24 protein-coding genes are annotated in these 22,382 nt (G+C 71.3%); 13 read left to right on the forward strand and 11 right to left on the reverse strand.

Annotated elements, in window-relative coordinates; all coding sequences use genetic code 11:
• Window positions 1–38 precede the first annotated feature (38 nt).
• The 5 genes from pstC (at window position 39) to phoB (ending at window position 4,477) form a co-directional block, all read left to right on the forward strand.
• The gene (pstC, locus tag PQI07_RS19795) at window positions 39–1,016 is read left to right on the forward strand and encodes a phosphate ABC transporter permease subunit PstC (protein WP_043345529.1); all 978 of its coding nucleotides are present in this window, start codon (window positions 39–41) and stop codon (window positions 1,014–1,016) included.
• Window positions 1,017–1,028: 12 nt separating this feature from the next.
• Window positions 1,029–1,919, forward strand: a complete 891-nt coding sequence (gene pstA / locus PQI07_RS19800; protein ID WP_075380270.1) for a phosphate ABC transporter permease PstA — start codon at window positions 1,029–1,031, stop codon at window positions 1,917–1,919.
• A 20-nt stretch (window positions 1,920–1,939) separates the two neighbouring features.
• Window positions 1,940–2,755: a phosphate ABC transporter ATP-binding protein PstB gene (gene pstB, locus PQI07_RS19805; RefSeq protein ID WP_043345526.1), complete on the forward strand. Its 816-nt coding sequence runs from the start codon at window positions 1,940–1,942 to the stop codon at window positions 2,753–2,755.
• Between the two features lie 118 nt (window positions 2,756–2,873).
• Window positions 2,874–3,593 (forward strand): phosphate signaling complex protein PhoU, encoded by a 720-nt coding sequence (phoU, locus tag PQI07_RS19810; RefSeq protein WP_043345524.1) that lies wholly within the window; start codon window positions 2,874–2,876, stop codon window positions 3,591–3,593.
• Between the two features lie 188 nt (window positions 3,594–3,781).
• Entirely contained in the window at window positions 3,782–4,477 is a 696-nt protein-coding gene (phoB, locus tag PQI07_RS19815; RefSeq protein ID WP_043345521.1) for a phosphate regulon transcriptional regulator PhoB, read from the forward strand.
• Window positions 4,478–4,624: 147 nt separating this feature from the next.
• Here phoB and PQI07_RS19820 read toward each other — a convergent pair whose 3' ends face one another.
• Complete coding sequence (locus PQI07_RS19820) at window positions 4,625–6,796, reverse strand: protein-disulfide reductase DsbD family protein (protein ID WP_274927257.1); 2,172 nt, start codon at window positions 6,794–6,796, stop codon at window positions 4,625–4,627.
• A gap of 119 nt (window positions 6,797–6,915) precedes the next feature.
• Window positions 6,916–8,754, reverse strand: a complete 1,839-nt coding sequence (locus PQI07_RS19825; RefSeq protein ID WP_274927258.1) for an aminopeptidase P family protein — start codon at window positions 8,752–8,754, stop codon at window positions 6,916–6,918.
• Window positions 8,755–8,881: 127 nt separating this feature from the next.
• Here PQI07_RS19825 and PQI07_RS19830 point away from each other — a divergent pair, with 127 nt between their 5' ends.
• Window positions 8,882–9,145: a hypothetical protein gene (locus PQI07_RS19830; RefSeq protein ID WP_179696677.1), complete on the forward strand. Its 264-nt coding sequence runs from the start codon at window positions 8,882–8,884 to the stop codon at window positions 9,143–9,145.
• On the opposite strand, the gene PQI07_RS19835 is transcribed toward PQI07_RS19830, so the two are convergent.
• Entirely contained in the window at window positions 9,146–9,334 is a 189-nt protein-coding gene (locus PQI07_RS19835; protein WP_043345517.1) for a ribosome modulation factor, read from the reverse strand.
• 40 nt (window positions 9,335–9,374) lie between these two features.
• Window positions 9,375–10,295: a 50S ribosomal protein L11 methyltransferase gene (locus PQI07_RS19840; protein ID WP_043384208.1), complete on the reverse strand. Its 921-nt coding sequence runs from the start codon at window positions 10,293–10,295 to the stop codon at window positions 9,375–9,377.
• A 298-nt stretch (window positions 10,296–10,593) separates the two neighbouring features.
• Between PQI07_RS19840 and PQI07_RS19845 the strand changes: the two genes are divergently transcribed.
• The 4 genes from PQI07_RS19845 (at window position 10,594) to modB (ending at window position 12,733) form a co-directional block, all read left to right on the forward strand.
• On the forward strand, window positions 10,594–10,737 hold the full coding sequence (locus tag PQI07_RS19845; protein WP_167380412.1) for a hypothetical protein: 144 nt from the start codon (window positions 10,594–10,596) through the stop codon (window positions 10,735–10,737).
• Between the two features lie 156 nt (window positions 10,738–10,893).
• Window positions 10,894–11,091: a hypothetical protein gene (locus PQI07_RS19850; protein ID WP_043345513.1), complete on the forward strand. Its 198-nt coding sequence runs from the start codon at window positions 10,894–10,896 to the stop codon at window positions 11,089–11,091.
• 118 nt (window positions 11,092–11,209) lie between these two features.
• A complete protein-coding gene (modA, locus tag PQI07_RS19855) occupies window positions 11,210–12,025 on the forward strand; it encodes a molybdate ABC transporter substrate-binding protein (protein WP_274927259.1) in 816 nt (271 codons plus the stop codon).
• A 15-nt stretch (window positions 12,026–12,040) separates the two neighbouring features.
• Window positions 12,041–12,733 (forward strand): molybdate ABC transporter permease subunit, encoded by a 693-nt coding sequence (gene modB / locus PQI07_RS19860; protein ID WP_043345507.1) that lies wholly within the window; start codon window positions 12,041–12,043, stop codon window positions 12,731–12,733.
• A gap of 30 nt (window positions 12,734–12,763) precedes the next feature.
• Here the strand turns inward: modB and PQI07_RS19865 are convergent, their stop codons facing one another.
• Window positions 12,764–13,420 (reverse strand): glutathione S-transferase, encoded by a 657-nt coding sequence (locus tag PQI07_RS19865; RefSeq protein ID WP_043384205.1) that lies wholly within the window; start codon window positions 13,418–13,420, stop codon window positions 12,764–12,766.
• Window positions 13,421–13,482: 62 nt separating this feature from the next.
• On the opposite strand from PQI07_RS19865, the gene modC reads away from it, so the two are divergent.
• The 3 genes from modC to PQI07_RS19880 all read left to right on the forward strand — a co-directional run bounded on the left by modC (window position 13,483) and on the right by PQI07_RS19880 (window position 16,866).
• Window positions 13,483–14,586 (forward strand): molybdenum ABC transporter ATP-binding protein, encoded by a 1,104-nt coding sequence (gene modC, locus PQI07_RS19870; protein ID WP_274927260.1) that lies wholly within the window; start codon window positions 13,483–13,485, stop codon window positions 14,584–14,586.
• 193 nt (window positions 14,587–14,779) lie between these two features.
• Entirely contained in the window at window positions 14,780–15,226 is a 447-nt protein-coding gene (locus PQI07_RS19875; protein ID WP_043345500.1) for a TadE/TadG family type IV pilus assembly protein, read from the forward strand.
• Window positions 15,223–16,866: a TadG family pilus assembly protein gene (locus PQI07_RS19880; protein WP_274927261.1), complete on the forward strand. Its 1,644-nt coding sequence runs from the start codon at window positions 15,223–15,225 to the stop codon at window positions 16,864–16,866. Before PQI07_RS19875 ends, PQI07_RS19880 begins: the two co-directional genes overlap by 4 nt.
• A 16-nt stretch (window positions 16,867–16,882) precedes the next feature.
• Here the strand turns inward: PQI07_RS19880 and PQI07_RS19885 are convergent, their stop codons facing one another.
• The 6 genes from PQI07_RS19885 to PQI07_RS19910 form a co-directional block, all read right to left on the reverse strand.
• Window positions 16,883–17,473, reverse strand: a complete 591-nt coding sequence (locus PQI07_RS19885; protein WP_043355134.1) for a PAS domain-containing protein — start codon at window positions 17,471–17,473, stop codon at window positions 16,883–16,885.
• Between the two features lie 465 nt (window positions 17,474–17,938).
• Window positions 17,939–19,099, reverse strand: a complete 1,161-nt coding sequence (locus PQI07_RS19890; RefSeq protein WP_043355132.1) for a M20 aminoacylase family protein — start codon at window positions 19,097–19,099, stop codon at window positions 17,939–17,941.
• Between the two features lie 3 nt (window positions 19,100–19,102).
• A complete protein-coding gene (locus tag PQI07_RS19895; RefSeq protein ID WP_043355130.1) occupies window positions 19,103–20,380 on the reverse strand; it encodes a GNAT family N-acetyltransferase in 1,278 nt (425 codons plus the stop codon).
• A gap of 209 nt (window positions 20,381–20,589) precedes the next feature.
• A complete protein-coding gene (locus tag PQI07_RS19900; protein ID WP_051045005.1) occupies window positions 20,590–21,024 on the reverse strand; it encodes a lysozyme inhibitor LprI family protein in 435 nt (144 codons plus the stop codon).
• 42 nt (window positions 21,025–21,066) lie between these two features.
• The gene (locus PQI07_RS19905) at window positions 21,067–21,816 is read right to left on the reverse strand and encodes a glycerophosphodiester phosphodiesterase family protein (protein ID WP_274927262.1); all 750 of its coding nucleotides are present in this window, start codon (window positions 21,814–21,816) and stop codon (window positions 21,067–21,069) included.
• 2 nt (window positions 21,817–21,818) lie between these two features.
• Window positions 21,819–22,292, reverse strand: a complete 474-nt coding sequence (locus PQI07_RS19910) for a RidA family protein (protein ID WP_179696670.1) — start codon at window positions 22,290–22,292, stop codon at window positions 21,819–21,821.
• Between the last annotated feature and the right edge of the window lie 90 nt (window positions 22,293–22,382).

Consider the following 22,382-nt stretch of genomic DNA (forward strand, 5'->3'; position numbering starts at 1 on the left):
GCCCCGCGCTACCACGCCCTCTTCGCAGAGAACAGCGGATGCCCGCTTTGACAGAATCGATCGCCCTCGGCCGAACCCGTTCCGCGACGGCGCGGAAGGCGCCGAGCCGGAGCCTCGACACCCTGTTCCGGACCTCCTCGTATGCCGCAGCGCTGCTGGTGCTGCTCGTCCTCGCCGGCATCCTGGGCTCGATCCTCTACGGCGGTTGGCCCGCCTTCCGCGAATTCGGCTTCGGATTCCTGACCTCCAGCGCCTGGAACGTCGGGACCGAGCAGTACGGCGCCCTGGTGGCGGTGATCGGGACCGTCGCCTCCGCCTTCCTGGCGCTCCTGATCGGCGTCCCCGTCTCCCTCGGGATCGCGGTCTACCTCACCCAGCTCTGCCCGGGCTGGGCCCGCAAGCCGGTCGCCATGACGATCGAGCTGCTCGCCGCCGTGCCCAGCATCATCTACGGCATGTGGGGCCTGTTCGTGTTCGCGCCGCTCTTCGCGCGCTACATCCAGATCCCGGTCTCGAACCTCGTCGAGGGCATGCCGATCGTCGGCACGCTGTTCTACGCCCGGGTGCCCTCGGGCGTCGGCGTCTTCACCGCCGGGATCATCCTGGCGATCATGATCGTGCCGTTCATCGCCTCGATCGCCCGCGACATGCTCGACCAGATCCCGACCGTGCTGCGCGAGAGCGCCTACGGCATCGGCTGCACCACCTGGGAGGTGGTGCGCCACGTGCTGGTGCCGCAGGCCTCGGTCTCGATCATCGGGGCGATCATGCTCGGCCTCGGCCGGGCGCTGGGCGAGACGATGGCGGTGACCTTCGTGGTCGGCAACGCCAACCGCCTCTCGGCCTCGATCTTCGATCCGAGCTCGACCATCGCGTCGCGCATTGCCAACGAGTTCAACGAAGCCGACGGCCTCCAGCTCAACGCCCTGATGGCTCTGGGCTGCATCCTGTTCGTGATCACCTTCGTGGTGCTCATCATCGCCCGGCTGCTGACGCGCCGCGTCCAGGCCGCCTGAGGAGCACGCGCGATGGACGCCTCCCCTACGATGACCGCGGCGCCCCGGCGCCGCTCCGGCCGGGTCCGTCAGGGCCGGCGCATCGCCGACCGCACGCTGCGGGTTGCCTGCACCGGGGCGACGCTGGTGGGTGCCCTGGTCCTGGGCTCGATCTTGGTGATGCTGATCGTTCAGGGCGTGCGCGGCTTCACGCCGACCCTGTTCACCAACCCGACGCCGGGCCCCGGATCCGAGGGCGGCGGCATCGCCAACGCCATTCTGGGCAGCCTCGTCCTGACCGGGATCGGCATCGTGATCGCGACGCCGGTCGGCGTCATGGCCGGGACCTTCCTGGCCGAGTACGGGCGCGGCTCGAAGCTCGCAGCCCTGATCCGCTTCCTCAACGACATCCTGCTCTCGGCGCCGTCGATCCTGATCGGCCTGTTCGTCTACACCCTGATGGTGCGGCCGATGGGCACCTATTCGGGCTGGGCCGGCGGCGTCGCGCTCGCGATCATCGCCGTTCCGGTGATCGTCCGCACCACCGAGGACATGCTGCGGCTCGTCCCCGGAACCCTGCGGGAGGCCGGCGCGGCGCTCGGGGCGCCGCCCTCGACGGTGATCATCAACGTCACGTGGCGGGCGGCCTCGGCCGGCATCGTCACCGGGATCATCCTGGCCCTGGCGCGCATCGCCGGCGAGACGGCGCCATTGCTGTTCACCGCCCTCAACAACAATTCCTGGTTCTCGGCCAACCTGATGGGCGGCGTCGCGAACCTGCCGGTGATGATCTACCAGTTCGCCCTGTCGCCCTATCCGAACTGGCAGGGCCTCGCCTGGGCAGGCGCGCTTCTGATCACCGCCACCATCCTGGTGCTGTCGATCATTGCCCGCCTTGTGATCAAGCCGCAGACCTCGCGCTGAGACCCTTCGAGGACACGACGATGAACGCCGCCTCCGCGATCCCCACGGTCGAGCTGAACCGCAACCGCGCCGACGAGGGCGGTCCCGTGCGGATCGCCGTGAAGCGCCTGAACTTCTACTACGGCAGCTTCCACGGGTTGAAGGACGTCAACCTCAACTTCCACGACCGGCAGGTCACGGCGCTGATCGGGCCCTCGGGCTGCGGCAAGTCCACCCTGCTGCGCTGCTTCAACCGGATCTACAGCCTCTATCCGGAGCAGCGGGCCGAGGGCGAGATCCTCCTGGACGGCGAGAACATCCTCAGCCCCTCCATCGACCTGAACGAGCTGCGCTCGCGCATCGGCATGGTGTTCCAGAAGCCGACGCCGTTCCCGATGTCGATCTATGACAACGTCGCCTTCGGCCTGCGCCTCTACGAGAAGCTGCCGAAATCCGAACTCGACGGCCGGATCGAGGCCTCCCTGCGCAAGGCCGCCCTCTGGGACGAGGTGAAGGACAAGCTCAAGCAGCAGGGCACGGGCCTGTCGGGCGGCCAGCAGCAGCGCCTGTGCATCGCCCGCACGGTGGCGCAGCGCCCGGAGGTGATCCTGTTCGACGAGCCGACCTCGGCCCTCGACCCGATCTCCACCGGCCGCATCGAGGAGCTGATCGAGCAGTTGCGCGACGAGTTCACCATCGTGATCGTCACCCACAACATGCAGCAGGCGGCGCGCATCTCGCAGTTCACCGCCTTCATGTATCTGGGCCAGCTGATCGAGTTCGGTCCGACCAACCGGATGTTCATGAACCCGACGGAACGCCGCACCCAGGACTACATCACCGGCCGGTTCGGCTAGTCTGCCTGGACGCTCCGGTCTCGGGGAAGGCCGTCCGGTCGCCGCATCCGCGGAGGGCCGGCGGGTCCCCGAGGGCCTCCCCGGAGCGCCGCCCCCGGGACCCATCGAAGGATTCGCCATGCCCGGCCATATCGTCACCTCCTACGACACCGACCTGGAGAACCTGCGTCGCTCGATCTCGGAGATGGGCGGCGTGGCCGAGAAGATGACCGCGGAGGCGACGGACGCCCTCGTGCGCCGGGACGACACGCTCGCCCAGGCGGTGATCGTCGCCGACAAGCGCCTCGACGCCCTGCAGCGGGACATCGAGGAGCGCGCCGTGCTGTTGATCGCCCGGCGTCAGCCCCTGGCGATCGATCTGCGTGAGACGATCTCGGCGATCCGCGTCTCCGGCGACCTCGAGCGGATCGGCGACCTCGCCAAGAACGTCGCCAAGCGGGTGGTGGCGATCTCCGATCAGGCGCCGGCCCAGAAGATCGTTCTCGGCGTGCGCCACATGAGCGACCTCGCGGAGGGCCAGCTCAAGGACGTTCTCGACGCCTATGCGAGCCGCGACGTCCAGGCAGCCCACGATGTCTGGGAGCGGGACGGCGAGATCGACGCCCTGTACAATTCGCTGTTCCGCGAGCTCCTGACCTACATGATGGAGGATCCGCGCAACATCTCGTTCTGCACGCATCTTCTGTTCTGCGCCAAGAACGTCGAGCGGATCGGCGACCACACCACCAACATCGCCGAGACGATCCATTATCTCGCCACGGGCGAGGCCCTGGCGGGCGACCGGCCGAAGAACGATGCGTCGAACTATGCGACCGTGGACGGGGTGCCGGCTCCGTAAGCGGGCCGCCCCCGGTCCAGGCGTCGGCCTGCGCGCGCTCCTGTGGGGCGCCGCCGGAGAATCGGAGCGTGCGGGTTGAGGCTGAGCGGCGCCTCCTGCACCCTCTGCCTGCCCGCCAACTCCAAGGAGAGTCGGCGCGCCTGCAGGCCGTATGGCGCCGCTTCGTGAACGGATCTTCGAACGTGAGCATGCAAGTCCTGATCGTCGAGGACGAGGAGGCGCTGACCACGCTGCTGCGCTACAATCTGGAAGCCGAGGGCTTTCTGGTGGATTCCGCGGCTCGGGGCGACGACGCGGAGCTGCTCCTGGCGGAGCGGATCCCCGATCTCGTCCTGCTCGACTGGATGCTGCCCGGCCTGTCGGGCATCGAGCTGTGCCGGCGGATCCGGGCGCGCCGGGAGACCGAGCGGCTGCCCGTGATCATGCTCACTGCCCGGGGCGAGGAGGGCGACCGGATCCGCGGTCTCGGGACGGGCGCCGACGACTACATCGTCAAGCCGTTCTCCGTCCCGGAACTGCTTGCCCGGATCCGCGCGCTGCTCCGCCGGGCCAAGCCCGCCCATGTCTCGGACCGGCTGGCGGCGGGCGACCTCGAACTCGACCGCACCGGCCATCGCGTCCGCCGCGGCGGCGAGGAGCTGCATCTCGGCCCCACAGAGTTCCGTCTGCTGGAATTCCTGATGCTGGCGCCGGGCCGTGTCTTCTCCCGCGAGCAGCTCCTCGACGGGGTCTGGGGACACGACGTCTACATCGACGAGCGCACGGTCGACGTCCATGTCGGGCGGCTGCGCAAGGCACTGAACGGCCCGCGCCAAGCCGACCCGATCCGTACGGTCCGCGGCTCGGGCTACGCCTTCGACGAGACGTTCTCGCTCGACGCTTGAGAGGGGCGCGAAGCGTTCCGGGACAAAGGGTTCCGGGCCGGAGGCCGGTCGGCCGCGCCGCCCGCCCGCTTGCAGCGAAGGGAGCCAGGGACGTTCGAGGCCGGCGGATGCTGCGAGGCCCGGCGGCCCCCCGGGCCTCGCGCAGATTCAGCGGGTCAGCGCCGCGCTCCGGCCGGACGCGACCGGCACGGCGTCGAGCGCCGCCAGAACCGTCCCCTCGGTGAGGATCTGCGGAAGCACCTGAGGCGCTCCGGTTCCGGTATAGAGGAGGTAGAGCGGCACGCCGCTGCGCCCGTGCTTCTCCAGCAGACGGGTGATCTCGGGATTCTGGTTGGTCCAGTCGCCCTTCATGTAGGTCACGCCGCGCTCGGCCATCGCGGCCCGCACGGCCTTGGTGTTGAGCGAGGTCGCCTCGTTCACCGCGCAGGTGATGCACCACGCGGCGGTCATGTCCACGAAGACGGGGCGGTGCGCGTCCACCAGGGCGTCGAGACGCGCTTGAGTGAAGGGCTCGACCCCGTCGGCGGCGGCCTGCGCCGACGGCGCGGCGCGGTCCCGCGGAAGGGTCACGGCGAGGGCCGACACGGCGATTAGCGCGAGGGCCGCAGCGACCCGCGCGACCCGGCCCGCCCCGGGCGCGGCGGCGCGGCCGTGTTCCCAGGCCCAGGCGGCGAAGCCCACCAGGACGAGGCCGATCAGCGCCGCCAGCAGCCCACGCGGATCGACCTGCTGCGCCAGAACCCAGATCAGCCAGGCCACGGTGGCGTAGACCGGGAAGGCCAGGACCTGTTTGAGGGTCTCCATCCAGGCGCCCGGCCGCGGCAGCGCCCGCAGGGCCGGCGGCCAGAGGGTCAGCACCAGGAAGGGCAGGGCGAGGCCGAGGCCGAGGCTCGCGAAGACGGCGAGCGCGACACCGGCACTCTGCGTCAGCGCGAAGCCCACCGCCGAGCCCATGAACGGCGCCGTGCAGGGGGTCGCCACCAGGGTCGCCAGCACACCCGTGAAGAACGAGCCGCTCAGGCCGGCACGCCGGGTCAGGCCGTCTCCGAGGCCGGCGAGCCGGCCGCCGACATGGACCACTCCGGACAGGCTCAGGCCCATAGCGAACAGCAGATAGGCGAGGGCTGCGACCATGGCGGGCGATTGCAGCTGGAAGCCCCAGCCGATCGCGGCCCCACCGCCCTTCAGGGCGATCAGCAGGGATGCGAGGCCGAGGAAGCTCGCCAGCACGCCGGCCGTGTAGGCGAGGCCGTGCAGCCGCAGCCGCGCCGGGCCCTCGCCGGCATGCCGCACGAGGCTCAGCACCTTGATGGACAGCACCGGGAAGACGCAGGGCATCAGGTTGAGGATCAGGCCGCCCAAAAAGGCGAAGGCCGCGGCGGTCGCGAGGGTCAGCGCGTCGAACTCGGCGGCGGCCGGCGGGGCTCCGGCCGGATTCGGCGCGCTCGACGCGGCCGCGACGGCAGGAAGCACCGGCTCGTCACCATACGCGAAGGCGAGGCGGCGGGTGCCGTCCGTACCGACCTCGTCGATCGTCAGGACGCCGGGCAGGGCGGCGGGCAAAGGATCGGTCGGGCTGCTGCGCGCGATGGTCAGATGCAGACCGGTCTCGTCGACGGTCATCACCTGCGCGGCGGCGTTGTCGATCGCCGTCTCGGCATAGGGGAAATAGGCGGCGTTCCGGATGGATTCGGGTTTCAGGCCGGTCGCGGCGAAATCGAGCTGCAGCGTGTCGCCCTGGCTCGACAGGCGCAGGGGCCAGAGCGCCGGCGCGGGCAGGGCAGCCCGGGCGCGCGCGAACAGCGCGGCGTTGGCCGGGTCCGGCTCGGCCTTGCCCACCGGCAGGGTGAGGGCGAGATCGGCCGAACCGGGGACGCACTCGGTCTCGCAGACGAGATAGGTCAGCTTCGCCTGAATCTGAACGGGATTGGCCGGGTCGAGGCTCGGCGGCGGCGTCACGGGCACGAGGAGCGTGACTTCACCCTCGTAGCCGTAATTCATGAGGGTCGCGATCGGGATGCGCTCCGGCGCCGGCCACCGGATCGCGCTGGCGTTGAAGCCGGCCGGCAGGGTCCAGGTCACCTCCGGAGGCAGTCCGGAATCGCCCGGGTTGCGCCAGTAGACGTGCCAGCCGGGCTTGATCTGCATCCGCACCGCCAGCGTGAACGGCTGTGCGCCGGCGACCGCGGCGGGCTCGGCCACGAGGCTCGCCCGCACGAGGTCGGCCGGCGTGCGGAAGCCCTGCGGGACCCCTTGGGCTGCGGCGGCCGAGAGGCTCGCGGCGAAGGCCAGGATCAGAATGGCGAGGCGGCGGATCATGCTGTCCCTTCGCGCGCAGGGCCGGCGCGGTTTCACGCACGGTATATCCGGGCCAGCGCGGTCGTTTCGATGGCGGTGGGTCTTACCACGGGCCGTGCCCGGGATCCCACGCCGATCGCTCAGTCCGCGAGCGGCACGGTCGCACGCTCCAGCCAGTCGCGCGTCCCGGCATCGACCCGGGGCGCCAGGGTCTCGCGCACCCGGGCGTGATAGGCATCGATCCAGGCGCGCTCTTCCGGTTCGAGCAGGTCCGGCTGGATCAGCCGCCGATCATAGGGGGCGAGCGTCAGGGTCTCGAAGCCCAACATCGGGCGCTCGCCGCCCGCGATCGTGCGGGGCTCGACCAGCACGAGGTTCTCGATCCGGATGCCGTAGGCGCCGCGGGCGTAATAGCCCGGCTCGTTCGACAGGATCATGCCGGGCTCCAGCGCCACCGTGCCGGTCTTGGCGATCCGCTGCGGTCCCTCGTGCACCGACAGGAAGGCGCCAACGCCGTGGCCGGTGCCGTGATCGAAGTCGAGCCCCGCCTGCCAGAGCGGCGCCCGGGCGAAGGCGTCGATCTGGGCGCCGGTCGTACCGACAGGAAACACCGCCCGGGCAATCGCGACATGGCCCTTCAGCACCCGGGTGTAACGGTCGCGCATCTCGGCGCTCGGCGTGCCCACCGCGACCGTGCGGGTGATGTCGGTGGTGCCGTCCGGATACTGCGCACCGGAATCGATCAGGAACAACTCGCCGGTCCGGACCGTCCGGTCGGTGGCGCGGCTCACCCGGTAATGGACGATCGCGCCGTTCGGCCCGGATCCCGAGATCGTCGGGAACGAGACCTCGCGCAGATCGCCGCCCGCCGCGCGGAAATCCTCAAGGGCCTCGACGGCGGCGATCTCGGTGAGGCCCCCGGCCGCGGCCGCACCGTCGAGCCAGGCAAGAAACCGCACGACACTCGCCCCGTCGCGGACATGGGCGGCACGCGCACCGGCAATCTCGGCGGCGTTCTTGACCGCCTTCATGCCGGTGATCGGATCCTTGCCGACATCGGCAGTGCCGCCGGCAGCCTCGATCTTTTCCTTCAGGGCGACGGCGCCGGTCGCCGCGTCGAGGCGGACACGCACGCCGGCGAGGGATCCCAGCCCGTCGTCCAGTTCCGCCCGGGGCAGGATCTCGGCGATCGGGGCCAGCACCGCGCGCAGCGCCGGATCGACCTCGGGCGAGACCAGGAACAGCCGCGCCAACCCCTCGCGCGGCAGGATGGCATAGCCGAGGGCCAGGGGCGTGTGACCGACATCGGAGCCACGCAGGTTGAAGGCCCAGGCGAGATTGTGCGGATCCGAGATGACCAGGGCATCGCAGCCGCCCTCGGCGAGGGCCGCCCGGATCCGGGCGATTTTGTCGGTGCAGGCCTCGCCGCACAGGGCATCCGGATGGAGCACCACCGGTCCGGCGGGGGCCCTCGGGCGGCCCGCCCAGACGGCGTCGACGAGGTTCGGCACGGCCCGCACGGTGCCGCCGGCCCGGGTGGCGGCCCGCTCCAGGCGTGCGAGACCGTCGGGTGTATGCAGCCAGGGATCGTAGCCCAGAACCTGATCCCTCTTGAGGTGGACGCCGATCCAGGCTTCCGGCGTCGACTCGGCCAGCGGCACCACAGTGAGGATGCCGGTATCGACCTGTTCGGGCGCCTGCAGGGTGTAGCGGCCGTCGACGACCAGCGCGGCGGATTCCATCAGGATCACGGCCGTCCCTGCAGAGCCGGTGAAGCCGGTGAGCCAAGCCAAGCGTTCGGCGTCGGCCGGAACGTATTCGGACTGGTGCTCGTCCGCCCGGGGCACGACGAAACCGTCGATCCCGTTCTCACGGAGAGCGGCCCGCAAGGCCTCGATCCGCTCGGCGCCCTTCCGGTGGCTCGGGTCGTCGAAGCTCTGGAAGCGCTGACGCGGCTGGGGCGGACGGGGCTCAGTCATGAGGCGAGCCTAGCGCCCGCCGCTCCCACGCCGCAACACCCCGTCCTCAGAGGAGGCGCCCGGGTGCGGTGCCTAAAAGATCGCTAACAATCTTATCACGCCGCCGGATTTGGCCTATTCCTCAGACATGCCACGCCGCGTCTACTACCGGATCAGCGACAGACCCGATGGCCGCTTCGACGCCATCGTGACGATCGAACCCGACACGGTGGTTCGCCGGGACGGATTCGATTCGCTCGCCGAACTCGAGGAATGGGTGGACGGTCTGCGCGTGCTGATGGCGGCGCTCGGCGCTCCCGTGTCGCGGGCAGACGGGGCGGAAACAGCAGCCGAAACCGCCCCCACGTCGGATCGTTCGACGCCGTCGGGCCGGCTCCGCACCGCGCGCTGATCAGCGCTTCGTGACCGGCAGGTCCGGCATGCGCTCGATGGGCGCGCCGTCATAACCTTCGAACCACGCAAGGCGTGCGGGCGAATTCGCCGGATAGGGGCAGGCGTCCTTGGGACGGCCCTGGGCCCGGGCGCGGGCGCCCTCGGCGATGGGGTCCGCGGGCGGATCATGGAGCGACGTCTGGCTCATGGCCAATCAACGCGCCGGCGCGCCGCCGGTTCGGGGCGCCTCAGGGCCGTGGGCGGCGGGCGGCGCCGCCGCGCATCAGGACCAGGGCGACCCATCCCTCGATCATGCCGCGGCGGACGAGGGAGAAGCCCTGGAGGCGGTAGGCCGAGAGGACGCCGGGCACGTCGCGCGCGATCAGGCCGGACAGGACCAGAACGCCCTCGGAGGCGACCACGCGCGTCAGCGTCGGCGCGAGGAGCCGCAGGGGCCGGGCCAGAATGTTGGCGAAGACGAGATCGAAATGGCGCGGCCGGTCGGCGAGGCGGTGGCGCACCCCCGGCCCCTCGTAGAGCTTGAGATAGGGCCCGAGCCCGTTGGCCCGGGCGTTCTCGCGGGCCGTGCGCACGGCCTCCGCGTCGAGGTCGCCGGCCACGACGGGTTGCCGCAGGGCCTTGGCGGCCGCGAAGGCGAGGATCCCGGTTCCCGTACCGACATCGAGGACATGGGCCGGGCGCCGGCGCTTCAGCTCCGAGACCAGCGCGCGCAGACAGCCCAGGGTGGTCCCATGGTGGCCGGTACCGAAGGCGAGGGCCGCCTCGATCTCGATGGGCAGATCGTTGCCCCGCACGGCGTCGCGGTCATGCGAGCCGTGGACGAGGAAGCGTCCCGCCCGGACCGGCTTCAGCCCCTCGAGCGACGCGCGAACCCAATCCTGCTGCTCGATGGTGCGAAACTCGGCCGCATCCGCCGCATCGCCGATGACGGGCCGGATCAGGTCCCGGACGTAATCCTCGTCGGGCGCGTCGGCGAAATAGGCTTCGAGGCGCCACGTGCGGCCGTCCTCGTCCTCGAAGGCGGCGACGGCCGTGTCCATGGGATCGAACATCTCACCCAGGAGGTCGGTCATCGCCCGGGCCGACCGTTCATCGGTCAGCAGGCGCAGGACGTGAGACGGGCGGTGGGGCGGCAGGCCTTCGAGCATGATGCCGGGCTGTAACGCCGGGGCGCGCCGCAGCCCAGGGGCTGGCGCGAAAAAATACGGTCCCCGCCGGCGCAGGGAGGCCCGGGAGACGCGGCCGACGCGCGGCCGACGCGCGGTCCCGCCCTTTGTTGCCGGACAGACACAAGGGTCAATACTTGTGATCTCAGCGATCTAAATCAGTGTCCAGGGGCATCGCGCGTGCTTAAACAATCTCGGCTTCCCCAAGGCCAGACCCTCGACTCAGGCGCGCCGCACTTCGTGGAGCGGCGCGCCGGTTTTGACAGACGATCGTGCTGCCATGACATCGCCTCTCCTTATCAGCGTCGCCTTCGCGGTTGTGACCACGGCCGCGGCCACGCTGTGGGCGCTGCTGGTTGCGGACGGCATGAGCGGCGCGCCGGAGAGTCAGCCGGTGGAAGGCCGCGACATCCGGACCTGGTGAGCCCCGCCTTTCGATTCGTGCGCGCGACTGCCCAGGGATGCGGCACGATGGTCGCGCGTTAATCACATGATCCACCGGGGCCGTGGAACCAGCCGCTTCGGGCGGCGTTTTTGCCGGCTTTTTACGTGAATCACGATTGAGCAGGGTGCGTACAGCGTGACCAAGTCCCGGCGTTCCGGCCCGCGTGGGCCCGTGGTCGTCACCGGCACGGCCGTGCAGTCCCGACCGCGTGAGCGGATCTTCGGGGGCCCCGCACCGGACGGGCCCCTCCCGGGCCACCTCCTGGTTCTGCTGAGCCGCCTGCACCGCGCCGAGGCCGAGCCCAAGGACCGCCGCGACGCCAATCTGGGGTGATCCGAGGAGGGCGTCCTTCCCGGCGTGACCGCCGGCCTTGGCCGGCGGCCGCCACGTCCCTATGATCCTCGTCGTTCCCCGCCGGATATAGCGGGTCGCGACCGGGGAGACCCCATCCATGCGCCTGACCCGACGGATCTTGGCCACGCTGGCCCTCGCAACGCTGGCGCTCGCCCCCGCGGATCGGGCGGCGCGGGCGGAGGAGCCCGTCGTGGTGTTCGCGGCCGCCAGCCTCAAGAACGCCCTCGACGACGCTTCGGCCGCCTGGACCAGGGCGACGGGCAAGACCGCGCGGGTCTCCTATGCGGGCTCGAACGCCCTCGCCAAGCAGATCGAGGCGGGGGCGCCGGCGGACCTGTTCATCTCGGCCGACCTCGCCTGGATGGACTACGTGGACCGGGCCGGGCTCCTGAAGACCGGATCGCGGATCGATTTCCTGCGCAATGCCCTGGTGCTGATCGCGCCGGGTCCGAAGAACGGCGCCGCGGCCCCGCAGATCGCCCTGGCGCCGGACCTCGGCACCACGCTGACGCGGATTCTCGGCGGCGGCCGGCTGGCCATGGCGACGATCGACGCCGTCCCGGCCGGCAAGTACGGCAAGGCGGCCCTGGAGAAGCTCGGCGCCTGGGACGCCGTGAAGGGGCAGGTGGCGCAGGCGGAGAACGTGCGCGCCGCCCTGCTGCTCGTCGCGCGGGGCGAGGCGCCCCTCGGCATCGTCTATGCCACCGACGCCGCCGCGGACCCGAGCGTCCACGTGCTGGCGACCTTCCCGGCCGACAGCCACCCGCCGATCATCTATCCGGCGGCCGTGACCAAGGTTTCGCGCAACCCGGATGCCGGAGCCCTGCTCGGCTACCTGCGCGGCCCGGAGGCCCGGGGCTTCTTCGAGCGCCAGGGCTTCACGGTGGTTGCGCAGCCCGGCGCCAGCCAGTAGCGGCGCGCCGGCCCCGTGTTCGGTCTGACCCCGGAGGAGTGGACCGCCGTCGGCCTGAGCCTTCGGGTGGCGACGGTGGCGACGCTTGCGAGCCTCGTGCCCGGCCTCGCCGTGGCGTGGCTGCTGGCGCGGCGCCGCTTTCCCGGCCGCGCCCTGCTCGACGGGCTGGTCCACCTGCCGCTGATCCTCCCCCCGGTGGTCACCGGCTACCTGCTGCTGCTGGCCTTCGGCCGGCGCGGTCTGCTCGGCGCCCCCCTCGCCGAGATCGGCGTGGTGCTGTCCTTCCGCTGGACCGGAGCGGCGCTCGCCTGCGCGGTGATGGGGTTCCCGCTCATGGTGCGGGCGATGCGGCTGTCGATCGAGGCGGTCGACCGGCGGCTGGAGCAGGCGGCCGGGACGCTGGGGGCGAATCCCTTCGCGGTGTTCCTGACCATCACGCTGCCGCTCAGCCTGCCCGGCTGCCTCGCGGGGGCCGTGCTGGCCTTCGCCAAGGCGATGGGCGAGTTCGGCGCGACCATCACGTTCGTGTCGAACATCCCCGGCGAGACCCAGACGCTGCCGTCGGCGATCTACACGCTGACGCAGGTGCCCGGCGGGGAGGGGCCTGCCCTGCGCCTCACCCTGATCTCGATCGCGCTGTCGGTCTCGGCCCTTCTGATCTCGGAAGTCCTCGCCACGCGGGCCGGTCGACGGCTGGGGGCGGGCTGAATGGCCGCCGCCGCCAAGGGGGAGACCCGCTCAGGCATAGGCGTAGGGGCCGCCCTGCTGCAGCGCCCTCTGATAGGCCGGGCGGGTATGGATGCGTGCGAGCCAATCCGTGACCTGCGGGCCCGTTCCCGTGCCGCGCGCCGCGAAAGCCTCCAGCGGGAAGCTCATCAGGATGTCGGCCGCGGAGAAATCGGTGCCGCAGAAATACGGCCGGTCCGCGAGCTCCGCCTCCCAGAAGGCTGCATGCCGGCGCAGATCCGGATCGACGAAGCCCCGCAGCACCGTGTCGGCGATCCGGCGCACGAGGGGCCGCAGCAGCCAAGGGCTGCTCGGCGCCAGCCGACCGAAGACCAGCTTCAGCAGCAGCGGCGGCATCGCCGACCCTTCGGCGTAATGCGACCAGTAGACGTAGCGCCGCCGCGCCTCCGTCCCCGGTTCGGGCACGAGCCTCGCGCCGGCCAGCTCCGTGAGATAAGCGACGATGGCGCCGGTCTCGGCGACCACCGTCTCGCCGTCGGTGATCACCGGCGCCTTGCCGAGCGGGTGCACGGCCACGAGCTCGGGGGGCGCGCGCAGGGTCCGGGGATCGCGGGCATAGCGCGTCACGCGATAGGGCAGGCCGAGTTCCTCCAGCAGCCAGAGCACGCGCTGCGACCGGCTGTTCTCGAGGTGATGGACCGTAATCATCGCGGGCGAGTCCGGGCCGGCGCCGGAACGCGCCGCGGCCCCTGTTACCCGAGTCCCGCCGCGTGAGCATCCAGGTCGACGTCCAGATCCGGCTCGGCGCCTTCGCGCTCGAGGCCGCCTTCGAGGCCGGGCCGGGGCTCACCGCCCTGTTCGGGCGCTCGGGCTCGGGGAAGACCACGTTGATCGACCTGATCGCCGGCCTCGCCCGCCCGGATCGGGGCCGGATCACGGTCGGGGGGGCCCCATGGGTCGATACCGCGGCGGGACTGATCCTGCCGCCGCATCGGCGACAGGTCGGCGTGGTGTTCCAGGATGCGCGGCTGTTCCCGCATCTCAGCGTCCGGACCAACCTCGGCTACGGCCGCATCTTCGCCCGGCACCGTGCCGACCCGGTGGCCTTCGCGGCGGTGACGGGCATGCTCGGGATCGACCATCTCCTCGACCGGCGGCCTGCCGGGCTCTCGGGGGGTGAGCGCCAGCGGGTGGCGATCGGCCGGGCCCTCCTGGCCAGACCGCGCCTCCTGCTGATGGACGAGCCCCTCGCGGCCCTGGACGAGGCCCGCAAGGCCGAGATCCTCCCCTATATCGAGCGCCTGCGCGACGAGGCCGGCATCCCGATCTTCTACGTCAGCCACGCAGTGTCCGAGGTGGCACGGCTCGCCACCACGGTGATCGTGCTGGAATCCGGGCGCGTGGCCGCCGCCGGCCCCGCGGAAACGATCCTGCGCCGGGCCGATCTCGTCCCGATCCACGAGTCCGAAGCCGGCGCGCTGCTCGACATGGTCGTCGAGGCCATCGATGACGCCACCGGGCTCACGCGTCTGACGGGCGCCGCCGGGCGCCTGCTGGTGCCGGGGCTGTCGCGCCCGCCCGGAACGCGGCTGCGCGTCCGGATTCCCGCCCGCGACGTGCTCGTCGCCACAGAGCGCCCTCGCGGGCTCAGCGCCCGCAACGTGCTGGCGGGCCGGATCTGCGGGCTCGCCCCGGCGGGAGCCGAGACGGCGGTGGAGATCGATTGCAACGGCGCGCGCCTCGTGGCGCGCGTCACCGCCGCTGCCGTCCGCGAACTCGGGCTGGTGCCGGGGCGCGACGTTCATGCCATTATCAAGAGCGCGGCCTTCGATCCCGCCGGCATCGGTCTGCTGCGGCCGCCGACGGCCATCTGAGGCCGCCCCGGCGCGACGGCGTCGGCGCCGCACGCGGTGGCGCAGCGCGGTCCCCCCTGCCGGCGCCGCACCGGAGCGGCTGTTTTCGCCCAAAGGTTGTATAATCGACGATTAAAACAACCATTGGTTAGAAGATCGGCGCCACCATAGGTCGTGCAGTCATCGGGCTGCGCGACCCGTGGAGGGCGATGCGATGGACTTGCGGCGCTTGCGCCGGCGTGGCGCGCCGAAGGGGTGGACCTGCCGGCGGGGCAGCTCCGCGGTGGAGTTCGCCCTCGTGGCGCCCATGCTGCTCCTGCTGTTCGCCGGGATCGCGGTGTTCGGGATCTGTCTCGGCGCGGCCCACAACCTCCGCCAGATCGCCGCGGAGGCGGCACGCGCCTCCGTGGCGGGCGTCACCGATTCCGAGCGCGCCAGCCTCGCCCAGAAAATGGTGAACCAGAGCCTGAACGCCGGCGCGATGTTCCGGCCGGGCAGCATCGTCGTGCAGGTCGGGCCGGATCCCAGCGACGCCACGGTGTACACGGTCACCGTCACCCTCGACGCCACGACGCTGGGCATCAACGTCTTTTCCCGCCTGCTGCCGATGCTGCCGAGCGTGCTGCGCAGCACCGTCAGCGTTCGAAAGGGCGGCCTGTGACCGGGCCGCGCGCAGGCCGGGCACGGCGCTTCCGGGCGGCCCGGGGCGGCAACGTCGCGATCCTGGTCGCCCTCGGCAGCGCGATGCTGATGGGAGCGGGCGCGGTCGGGATCGACCTCGGCATGGTCTTCCAGGCGCGGCGCAAGGCACAGGGGGCGGTGGACATCGCCGCCATGCTGGCGGCCGTCGATCCGGCCCAGGCGGACACGGCGGCGCGGCGCTCCCTCGGCGACAACGGCTACGCCACGGCGACCGCCACGGTCAGCCCGGGCAGCTACGACGCCAGCGCGCCGGGAACCGCGCCCGGCAGCCGGTTCAAGGCCGGCGGCAGCCCGGCCAACGCCGTGCGGGTCGGTCTCTCGACTTCGGTCCCTGTGACCTTCGGCCGGGCGATCGGCCTTCCGGCCGCGGTGCCGCTGCGGGTCACGGGCACCGCGGCGAGCGCGCAGTTCGCCGCCTTCACGATCGGTTCCGGCACCCTGCAACTCCAGGGCGGCATCGCCAACGCCCTGCTCGGCGCGCTTCTGGGCGCCAAGCTGTCGCTCAGCGTCAGCGACTACGACGCCCTGGCGAGCGCCCGCGTGGACGGCCTGCGGGTGCTCGACGCGCTCGGGGCGAGCCTCAACATGCAGGCGGCGAACTACACCGACATCGTCCAGGCGCAGGCCAGCGTCGGGCAGATGTTGATGGCGCTCCGGGTCGCCGCGCAGGACAATGGCAGCGTCGTCTCGGCCCTCTCGGGAATCCTCAACGCCCTGCCGAATGCCGGCAACCTCATCGCGATCGGCCAGGTGGACGGGCTGGGCGATGCCGCGGCGCTGGCGCCGCCCCGGGGCTTCGCCGGCCCCTCCCTCAACGTGCTGAACCTTCTGGGTGCCGCGGCCGCGCTGGCGAACGGCCAGAACCAGGTGGCGGTCGATCTCGGGGCGACCATTCCGGGCCTGCTCGCGACTCGCTTGACCCTGGCGATCGGCGAGCGCAAGCGCAGCTCGGGCTGGGTCCGCCCGGGCAGCCCGAACGCCACCGTGCAGACCGCGCAGACCCGGCTGCTGATCGAGGCCACGGTCACGGCGCCCCTCGGACTCGGGAGCCTCACCCTGCCGGTCTACGCCGAGGTGGCGCCCGCCCAGGCGACCCTGCGGTCGCTCACCTGCGCGGGGCCCAGCGGACGTCAGGTCACCCTCGACGCGCAGACCGGGCTGGCGACCCTCGCGATCGCCGGCGTGCCGCGCACGGCGATCAACGGCGGCAGCACAGGTCCGGACCTCTCGCAACCGGCCCCCCTGATCGCCCTGCCGCTGATCACCGTCTCCGGCCGCGCGCTGGTGACACTGGGTACGGGCGCGCAGACCCTGACCTTCTCGGAGGCGGACATCGCCAACCACACCGTGCGCTCGGTCGCGTCGGGCAACCTGACCCAGTCGCTGACTGGCAGCCTGCTGCGCAACCTCACGCTGAACATCAACGGGATCGGCGTGGCTCCGCTGCTCCAGTCGGCCCTGACGACGACCCTGGGCGCCGTGGCGCCCGCGATCGACCTCGTGCTCGACAACGTGCTGCGCAGCCTCGGCCTGCGCCTCGGCTACGCCGATCTCGATGTCGACGGCACCCTCTGCAGCCAGGCCGTTCTGGTGCAGTGAGCCGGGCCGGCCCGGCTCAGTGGCCGCGACCGCGCGCACCGGTCGTGGAAGCCTTGGCGATGTGCCGGCCCAGGTGCAGCAGCAGCATGTCGACGAGGAGCTGAAGCTCGGTATCCGCCACCCCTTCCAGGGCGTCGCGGCATTCGAGGGCCCGATCCACCGCCTGCGTGAGCGCGTCCGCGGGCTCCGCCGCCGCAGCCGCGGGCGGCGACGCATCGGTCACGTCGATGATGATACCGTGTCCGAGGCGCCGGCTCGACGCGCCCGCCGGAATGCGACCGCGATCGAGGATCCGGCGGACCTGGCCGGAGGGCGACAGCGTCCGGTACTCGGCCACGAACAGGCCGCCGCGCGCGCGCACCGCCTTGAACTGCCGCACCACGGCCGGCCGGTCCTCGGGATGAACGCAGGCCTTGGCGACCGAGAGCGGGAGCGGACGCCCGGCGAGCCCGGAATCCCCGGCCAGAACGTCGGCGGCGCCGGCATCGAGGATGCACCGCTCGTCCCGCGGCGACCAGGACCACGCACCGATGATCCCGGACGCGTTCAGCGCGGCCGCGAGATCGACGGGCCGAGGACGGGGATCTTGGATCGCGTCGGCAATCATGGGCGATCTCCGATTCCGGCGTGCCGCATGCACGCATTCGCCGGAGACATACAACCTTTGATAGAATTAATGAGCAGTTAACTCAACCCATAGCGAGGCATCTATCCCGGTACGCGACTGAGCCTCCATCACGATTCTCTTTTTCCGGCAGCGGGTCCACTTCGTTGCGCTCGCCTAACGACCCGCCCAAGTTGCAATCCCGGCAGCACGTCACCCGAGTTGCGTGAGCAGCGTGAACGCGCCGAAAATCAGAACCGCTCCCACCGAGGCGGCGAGCAGGATCAGCGCCGCGCGGGATTCCCGTATCTCCGGTGACATGGCGCCCTCCCATCACGGCCCGTGTTGGTTCGCGGGCTGGTTGCGTCAAGAATCGCACCGATCGGTCGGTCTGTCGACGGTCGCCTGCGCCCAGACCCATCATCGCCCGCCATCCGGACAGCTCCGGACGGCGGGGGCCGCCGGGCGTCAGGCGGCGGTGCGCCGCTCCACCATCCGGGCGAGGAAGGCGCTGCCGATCGGGATGATCGAGTCGTCGAAGTTGTAGCCGGCATTGTGCAGGCCGGGACCCGGATTGGCGCCGAGCCAGACATAGGCGCCGGGCACCGCCATGGTCATGTCGGCGAAGTCCTCGCTGCCCATCTTCGGCACGACATTCGCCTCGACCATGTCGGCGCCCAGCAGCTCGGTGGCGACCTCCGTGGCGGCGGCCGCCTGCTCGGGGGCGTTCTCCAACACGGAGAACACGTCCTGCAGGTCGACCGTGACCTCGGCGCCGTAGGCCGCGCCGAAGCCCGCCGCCAGCTCGCGCATGCGGGCGCCGGCGAGGGCCCGGATCTCCTTGTCGAAGGTGCGGATCGTGCCGGCGAGATGGGCCGTCTCCGGGATGACGTTGTAGGCGGAGCCCGCCTCGATCCGGGTGATCGACAGCACGATGGATTTCAGCGGATCGGCGTTGCGCGACACGATCGACTGCAAGGCCTGGGCGAGGCCGGTGGCGATGATGATCGGATCGACGCCCCGGTGCGGCTGGGCCGCGTGGATGCCCTTGCCGCGGATGTGGATGTCGAAGAAGTCCGCCGCCGCCATGATCGGCCCCGGCCGCAGCTTGATCATGCCGTGGCCGCCGCCCGGCTGGTTGTGCAGGCCGTAGATCTCGTCGCAGGGGAAGCGCTCGAACAGCCCGTCCTTCAGCATGGCCCGGGCGCCGCCGCGGCCCTCCTCGGCCGGTTGGAACACGAACACCGCGGTGCCGTCGAAGTCGCGGGTCTCGGCGAGGTAGCGCGCCGCGCCCAGCAGCATCGTGGTGTGGCCGTCATGGCCGCAGGCGTGCATCTTGCCGGCATAGGTCGAGCGATAGGGGAGGTTGGTCTCCTCCTCGATGGGCAGGGCGTCCATGTCGGCGCGCAGGCCGATCCGGCGGCCGTTGTCGGTGCGGCCCTTGAGCAGTCCCACCACGCCGGTGCCGCCAACGCCGCGATGCACCTCGCAGCCGAAGGTCTCGAGGAGGTCGGCGACGATGCCGGCGGTGCGCACCTCCTCGAAGCCGAGCTCCGGATGGGCGTGCAGGTCGCGGCGCAGGGCCGTCAGCTCGTCGGCATAGGTCTGGATGCGGTCGATCGGGCTCATGTCTTACGGACTCTCGGGGGCTGACGTCTTGGAGGGCGAGGTTTCGGAAGGCGCAGCGCCGTCGCAGGCACCGCCCTCGTCCGTGCGCCGGAACGGCGTCAACGTGTCGAGGACGTCCACCGCCTCGGCGACGTGGGCGCGCTCCCGCTGCAAGTAATCGGCCACCGCGCGGCGCAGGGCCGGGTCGGCGATGTCGTGGGCCGAATGCATCAGGACCGGCCGGTAGCCGCGGGCGAGCTTGTGCTCGCCCTGGGCGCCCGCCTCGACCCGCTTCAGGCCTCGGGCAATCGCGAAGTCGATCGCCTGATAGTAGCAGATCTCGAAATGCAGGAAGGGGTGGTCCTCGATGCAGCCCCAGTTGCGCCCGTAGAGCGCCGTGTCGCCGATGAGGTTGATGGCCCCGGCGATGTAGGTGCCCGCGCGCTTGGCCATCACGAGGAGCACCCGGTCGGCCATGCGCTCGGACAGGAGCGAGAAGAAGCGGCGGTTGAGGTAGGGCCGTCCCCATTTCCGGGAGCCCGTGTCCATGTAGAAGGCGTAGAACGCGTCCCAATGGGCCTCGGTGATGTCCGCGCCGGTGAGGTGCTCCACGGTGATCCCGGGCGCGAGGGCGTCGCGGCGCTCCTTGCGGATGGTCTTGCGCTTGCGCGAGGCGAGGGCGGCCAGGAAGTCGTCGAAGGTGGCGTAGCCGTCGTTCTGCCAGTGGAACTGCTGGTCGGTGCGCTGCAGGAAGCCGGCGGCGCCGGCCCGCTCCCACTCGGCCTCGCGCATGAAGGTGACGTGGATCGAGGAGGCCTTGGTCTCGCTCCGCAGCGCCCGCAGGCCCGCGACGAGGCCGGCGGTGGCCTCGTCGGGATCGGCGCCCGGCGCGATCAGGAAGCGGGGGCCGGTCACCGGCGTGAACGGCACGCTGACTTGCAGCTTCGGGTAGTAGGCGCCGCCGGCCCGCTCATAGGCGTCGGCCCAGCCGTGATCGAACACGTACTCGCCCTGGCTGTGGGATTTCAGGTAGCAGGGCGCCACGCCGAGGCGCTCGCCGTCGCGCTCGACCGAGATGTGGAGCGGCAGCCAGCCGGTCCTGCGGGAGACGCAGCCCGAATCCTCCAGCGCCGACAGGAAGGCGTGCGACAGGAAGGGATTGTGGGTCTCGTCGCCCGCCGCCAGCGTCTCGGCCGAGAAGGCGCAGGCATCCCAATCCGCGGCGCCGATCTCCTTCAATCCGGGAAGCGCCCGCACGGTGAGTGCGGCGGTCTCCGGCGTCGGCCCGGGTGCTTGCTTCATGGGCCGGAATCTAGCCTGTGCCCCGCAGGGAGCAAGCGGGCGGATGCGCACGGCAGCCATGGCTGCCTTGTCAGATGGCCGCCGCCGTCACCCGCTGCGCGCGCCGGACCCGCCGTCGCGCGCTTCCTCGACGGCTTGCTCGACGGCGTGCGCGACGGCGCGGAAACGGGCCTGAGACCCGAACGGGACGCCGCCGTCGCGGCCCGCGCTCACTCCCCGAGCCGGCCCACGCAGGACACGTCCTCCGGCTTGCAGTCGAGATATCCCTTCAGGATCTTGGTCCGCGCGTCGGTCAGGCCCTTCAGGCAGCCGTTGTATTCCATCGCGTAGGCCGAGCCCCCGTCGAAACCCATGGTCTCGAGGAAGCAGGTCGCGTCCCGGTACGACAGCCAGGCCTTCTGGGCGCCCCGCAGGGCGTCCTTCGTCTTCGGACCGACCTTCTTCATCAACTGCCCATAGACGGCGTTCAACGCCGTATCGGCGGTCCGGTAATCGGCACCCGCGCAGGCGTTGAGATCCGCCTGGGTCGTGCCCTCGCACGGGTCGGCCGCAGCGGCGGGCACCGGGGAGAGCAGGGTCGCGGCGAGGGCGAGCCCGCCGCAGAGCCGCACGAACCGTGTGCGCGATTCACTCGAAACGGTCATGGCGGTCTTCGTCGTGACGAATCGGACGGGCCTTAGGAAAATTTACGGGACGAATCCCTCGAACACCATCTGGTCCGCGTGTGCGGCGGCCCGGGCGCGCTGCTCCTCGGTCCGGACCGTCCAGGTCATCACCGGGACCCGTCCGAGCAGCCGGCAGAGATAGGTCGGCGCGCAGGGCAGGTCGTCCACCCGCCAGGACAGGAAGTCGGGCCGGGTCTCGGCGAAGTGCAGCAGGTCGGAGAGCGACCGGCGGAGCGAGGGCGTCAGCGCCGCGTAGACGGGATCGTCCTGCGTCGTCTCCGCCACGATGCCCCGCGGGATCGTGGCAGGGCAGAGATCGCGCAGGGCCGCGACCACCTGCGGGTCGAAGGATTTCAGCGCCACCGGCCCGGCATAGGCCGCGGCGACCTCGGCGGTGCGGGTCGCAAGCCGCAGGTCGCCGTCGTAGCGGGACTTCACCTCGATCACCACCGGCACGACCCCGGCCACCGCCGCCAGGAAGGCCGACAGCGTCGGGATCGTCTCCGCGGACCCGGCGACTTTGAGCGTCCCGAGTTCGGCGGCCGACCGTTCGGCCACCGCCTCGCGCGCCGTCGTGAGGCGGCCGAGGGCGGCGTCGTGGAACACCATCGCCTCGCCGTCGGCACTCAACTGGACGTCGCACTCGATGGCGAAGCCGCCCGCGACCGCCGCCCGGGCCGCCGCCAGCGTGTTCTCCGGCCGGCCCGCCGCCCGGTCGTGCAGGCCGCGATGGGCGATCGGCCGCACGGTGAGCCAGTCGGGGGCGCCCACCGTCAGCGGACCTCGAACATCGCCTCGACCTCGACGGCGGCGTCGAGGGGCAGTTCCGCGACGCCGACGGTGGAGCGGGCGTGGCGCCCGCGGTCGCCGAGCAGCTCGACCATCAGGTCGGAGGCGCCGTTCATCACCCCGGCCACCGCCGAGAAGCCCGGCGCCGCGTTGATGAAGCCGCCGAGCCGCACGCATTGCACCACCGCGTGGTCGAGGTCGCCGACCGCGGCCTCGAGCTGGGCGAGGACGTTGAGGGCGCACAGGCGGGCGGCCGCCTTGCCGGCCTCCGCCGAGACCCCGCCGCCGACCTTGCCCTTGTGCTCGGCCGCGATGGCGCCGTCCGCGCCGAAGCAGACCTGGCCGGAGATCACCACGAGGTTGCCGGTGCGCACGAACGGCACGTAGTTGGCGACGGGCGCGGCCGCCTTGGGCAGGGTCAGGCCCAGCGCCTCCAGGCGTTCCTTGATCGAGCTCATCGGGTTCTCCCTGGTTCCTGCGAATCCGCGGGAGCAGGAGCACGGCCGCGCCCCGCGGCGCAAGGGCCGCGCGCCGCGAAGGCTCGGATC

The organism is Methylobacterium sp. 092160098-2, assembly GCF_028920805.1.
GTDB lineage: Bacteria > Pseudomonadota > Alphaproteobacteria > Rhizobiales > Beijerinckiaceae > Methylobacterium > Methylobacterium fujisawaense.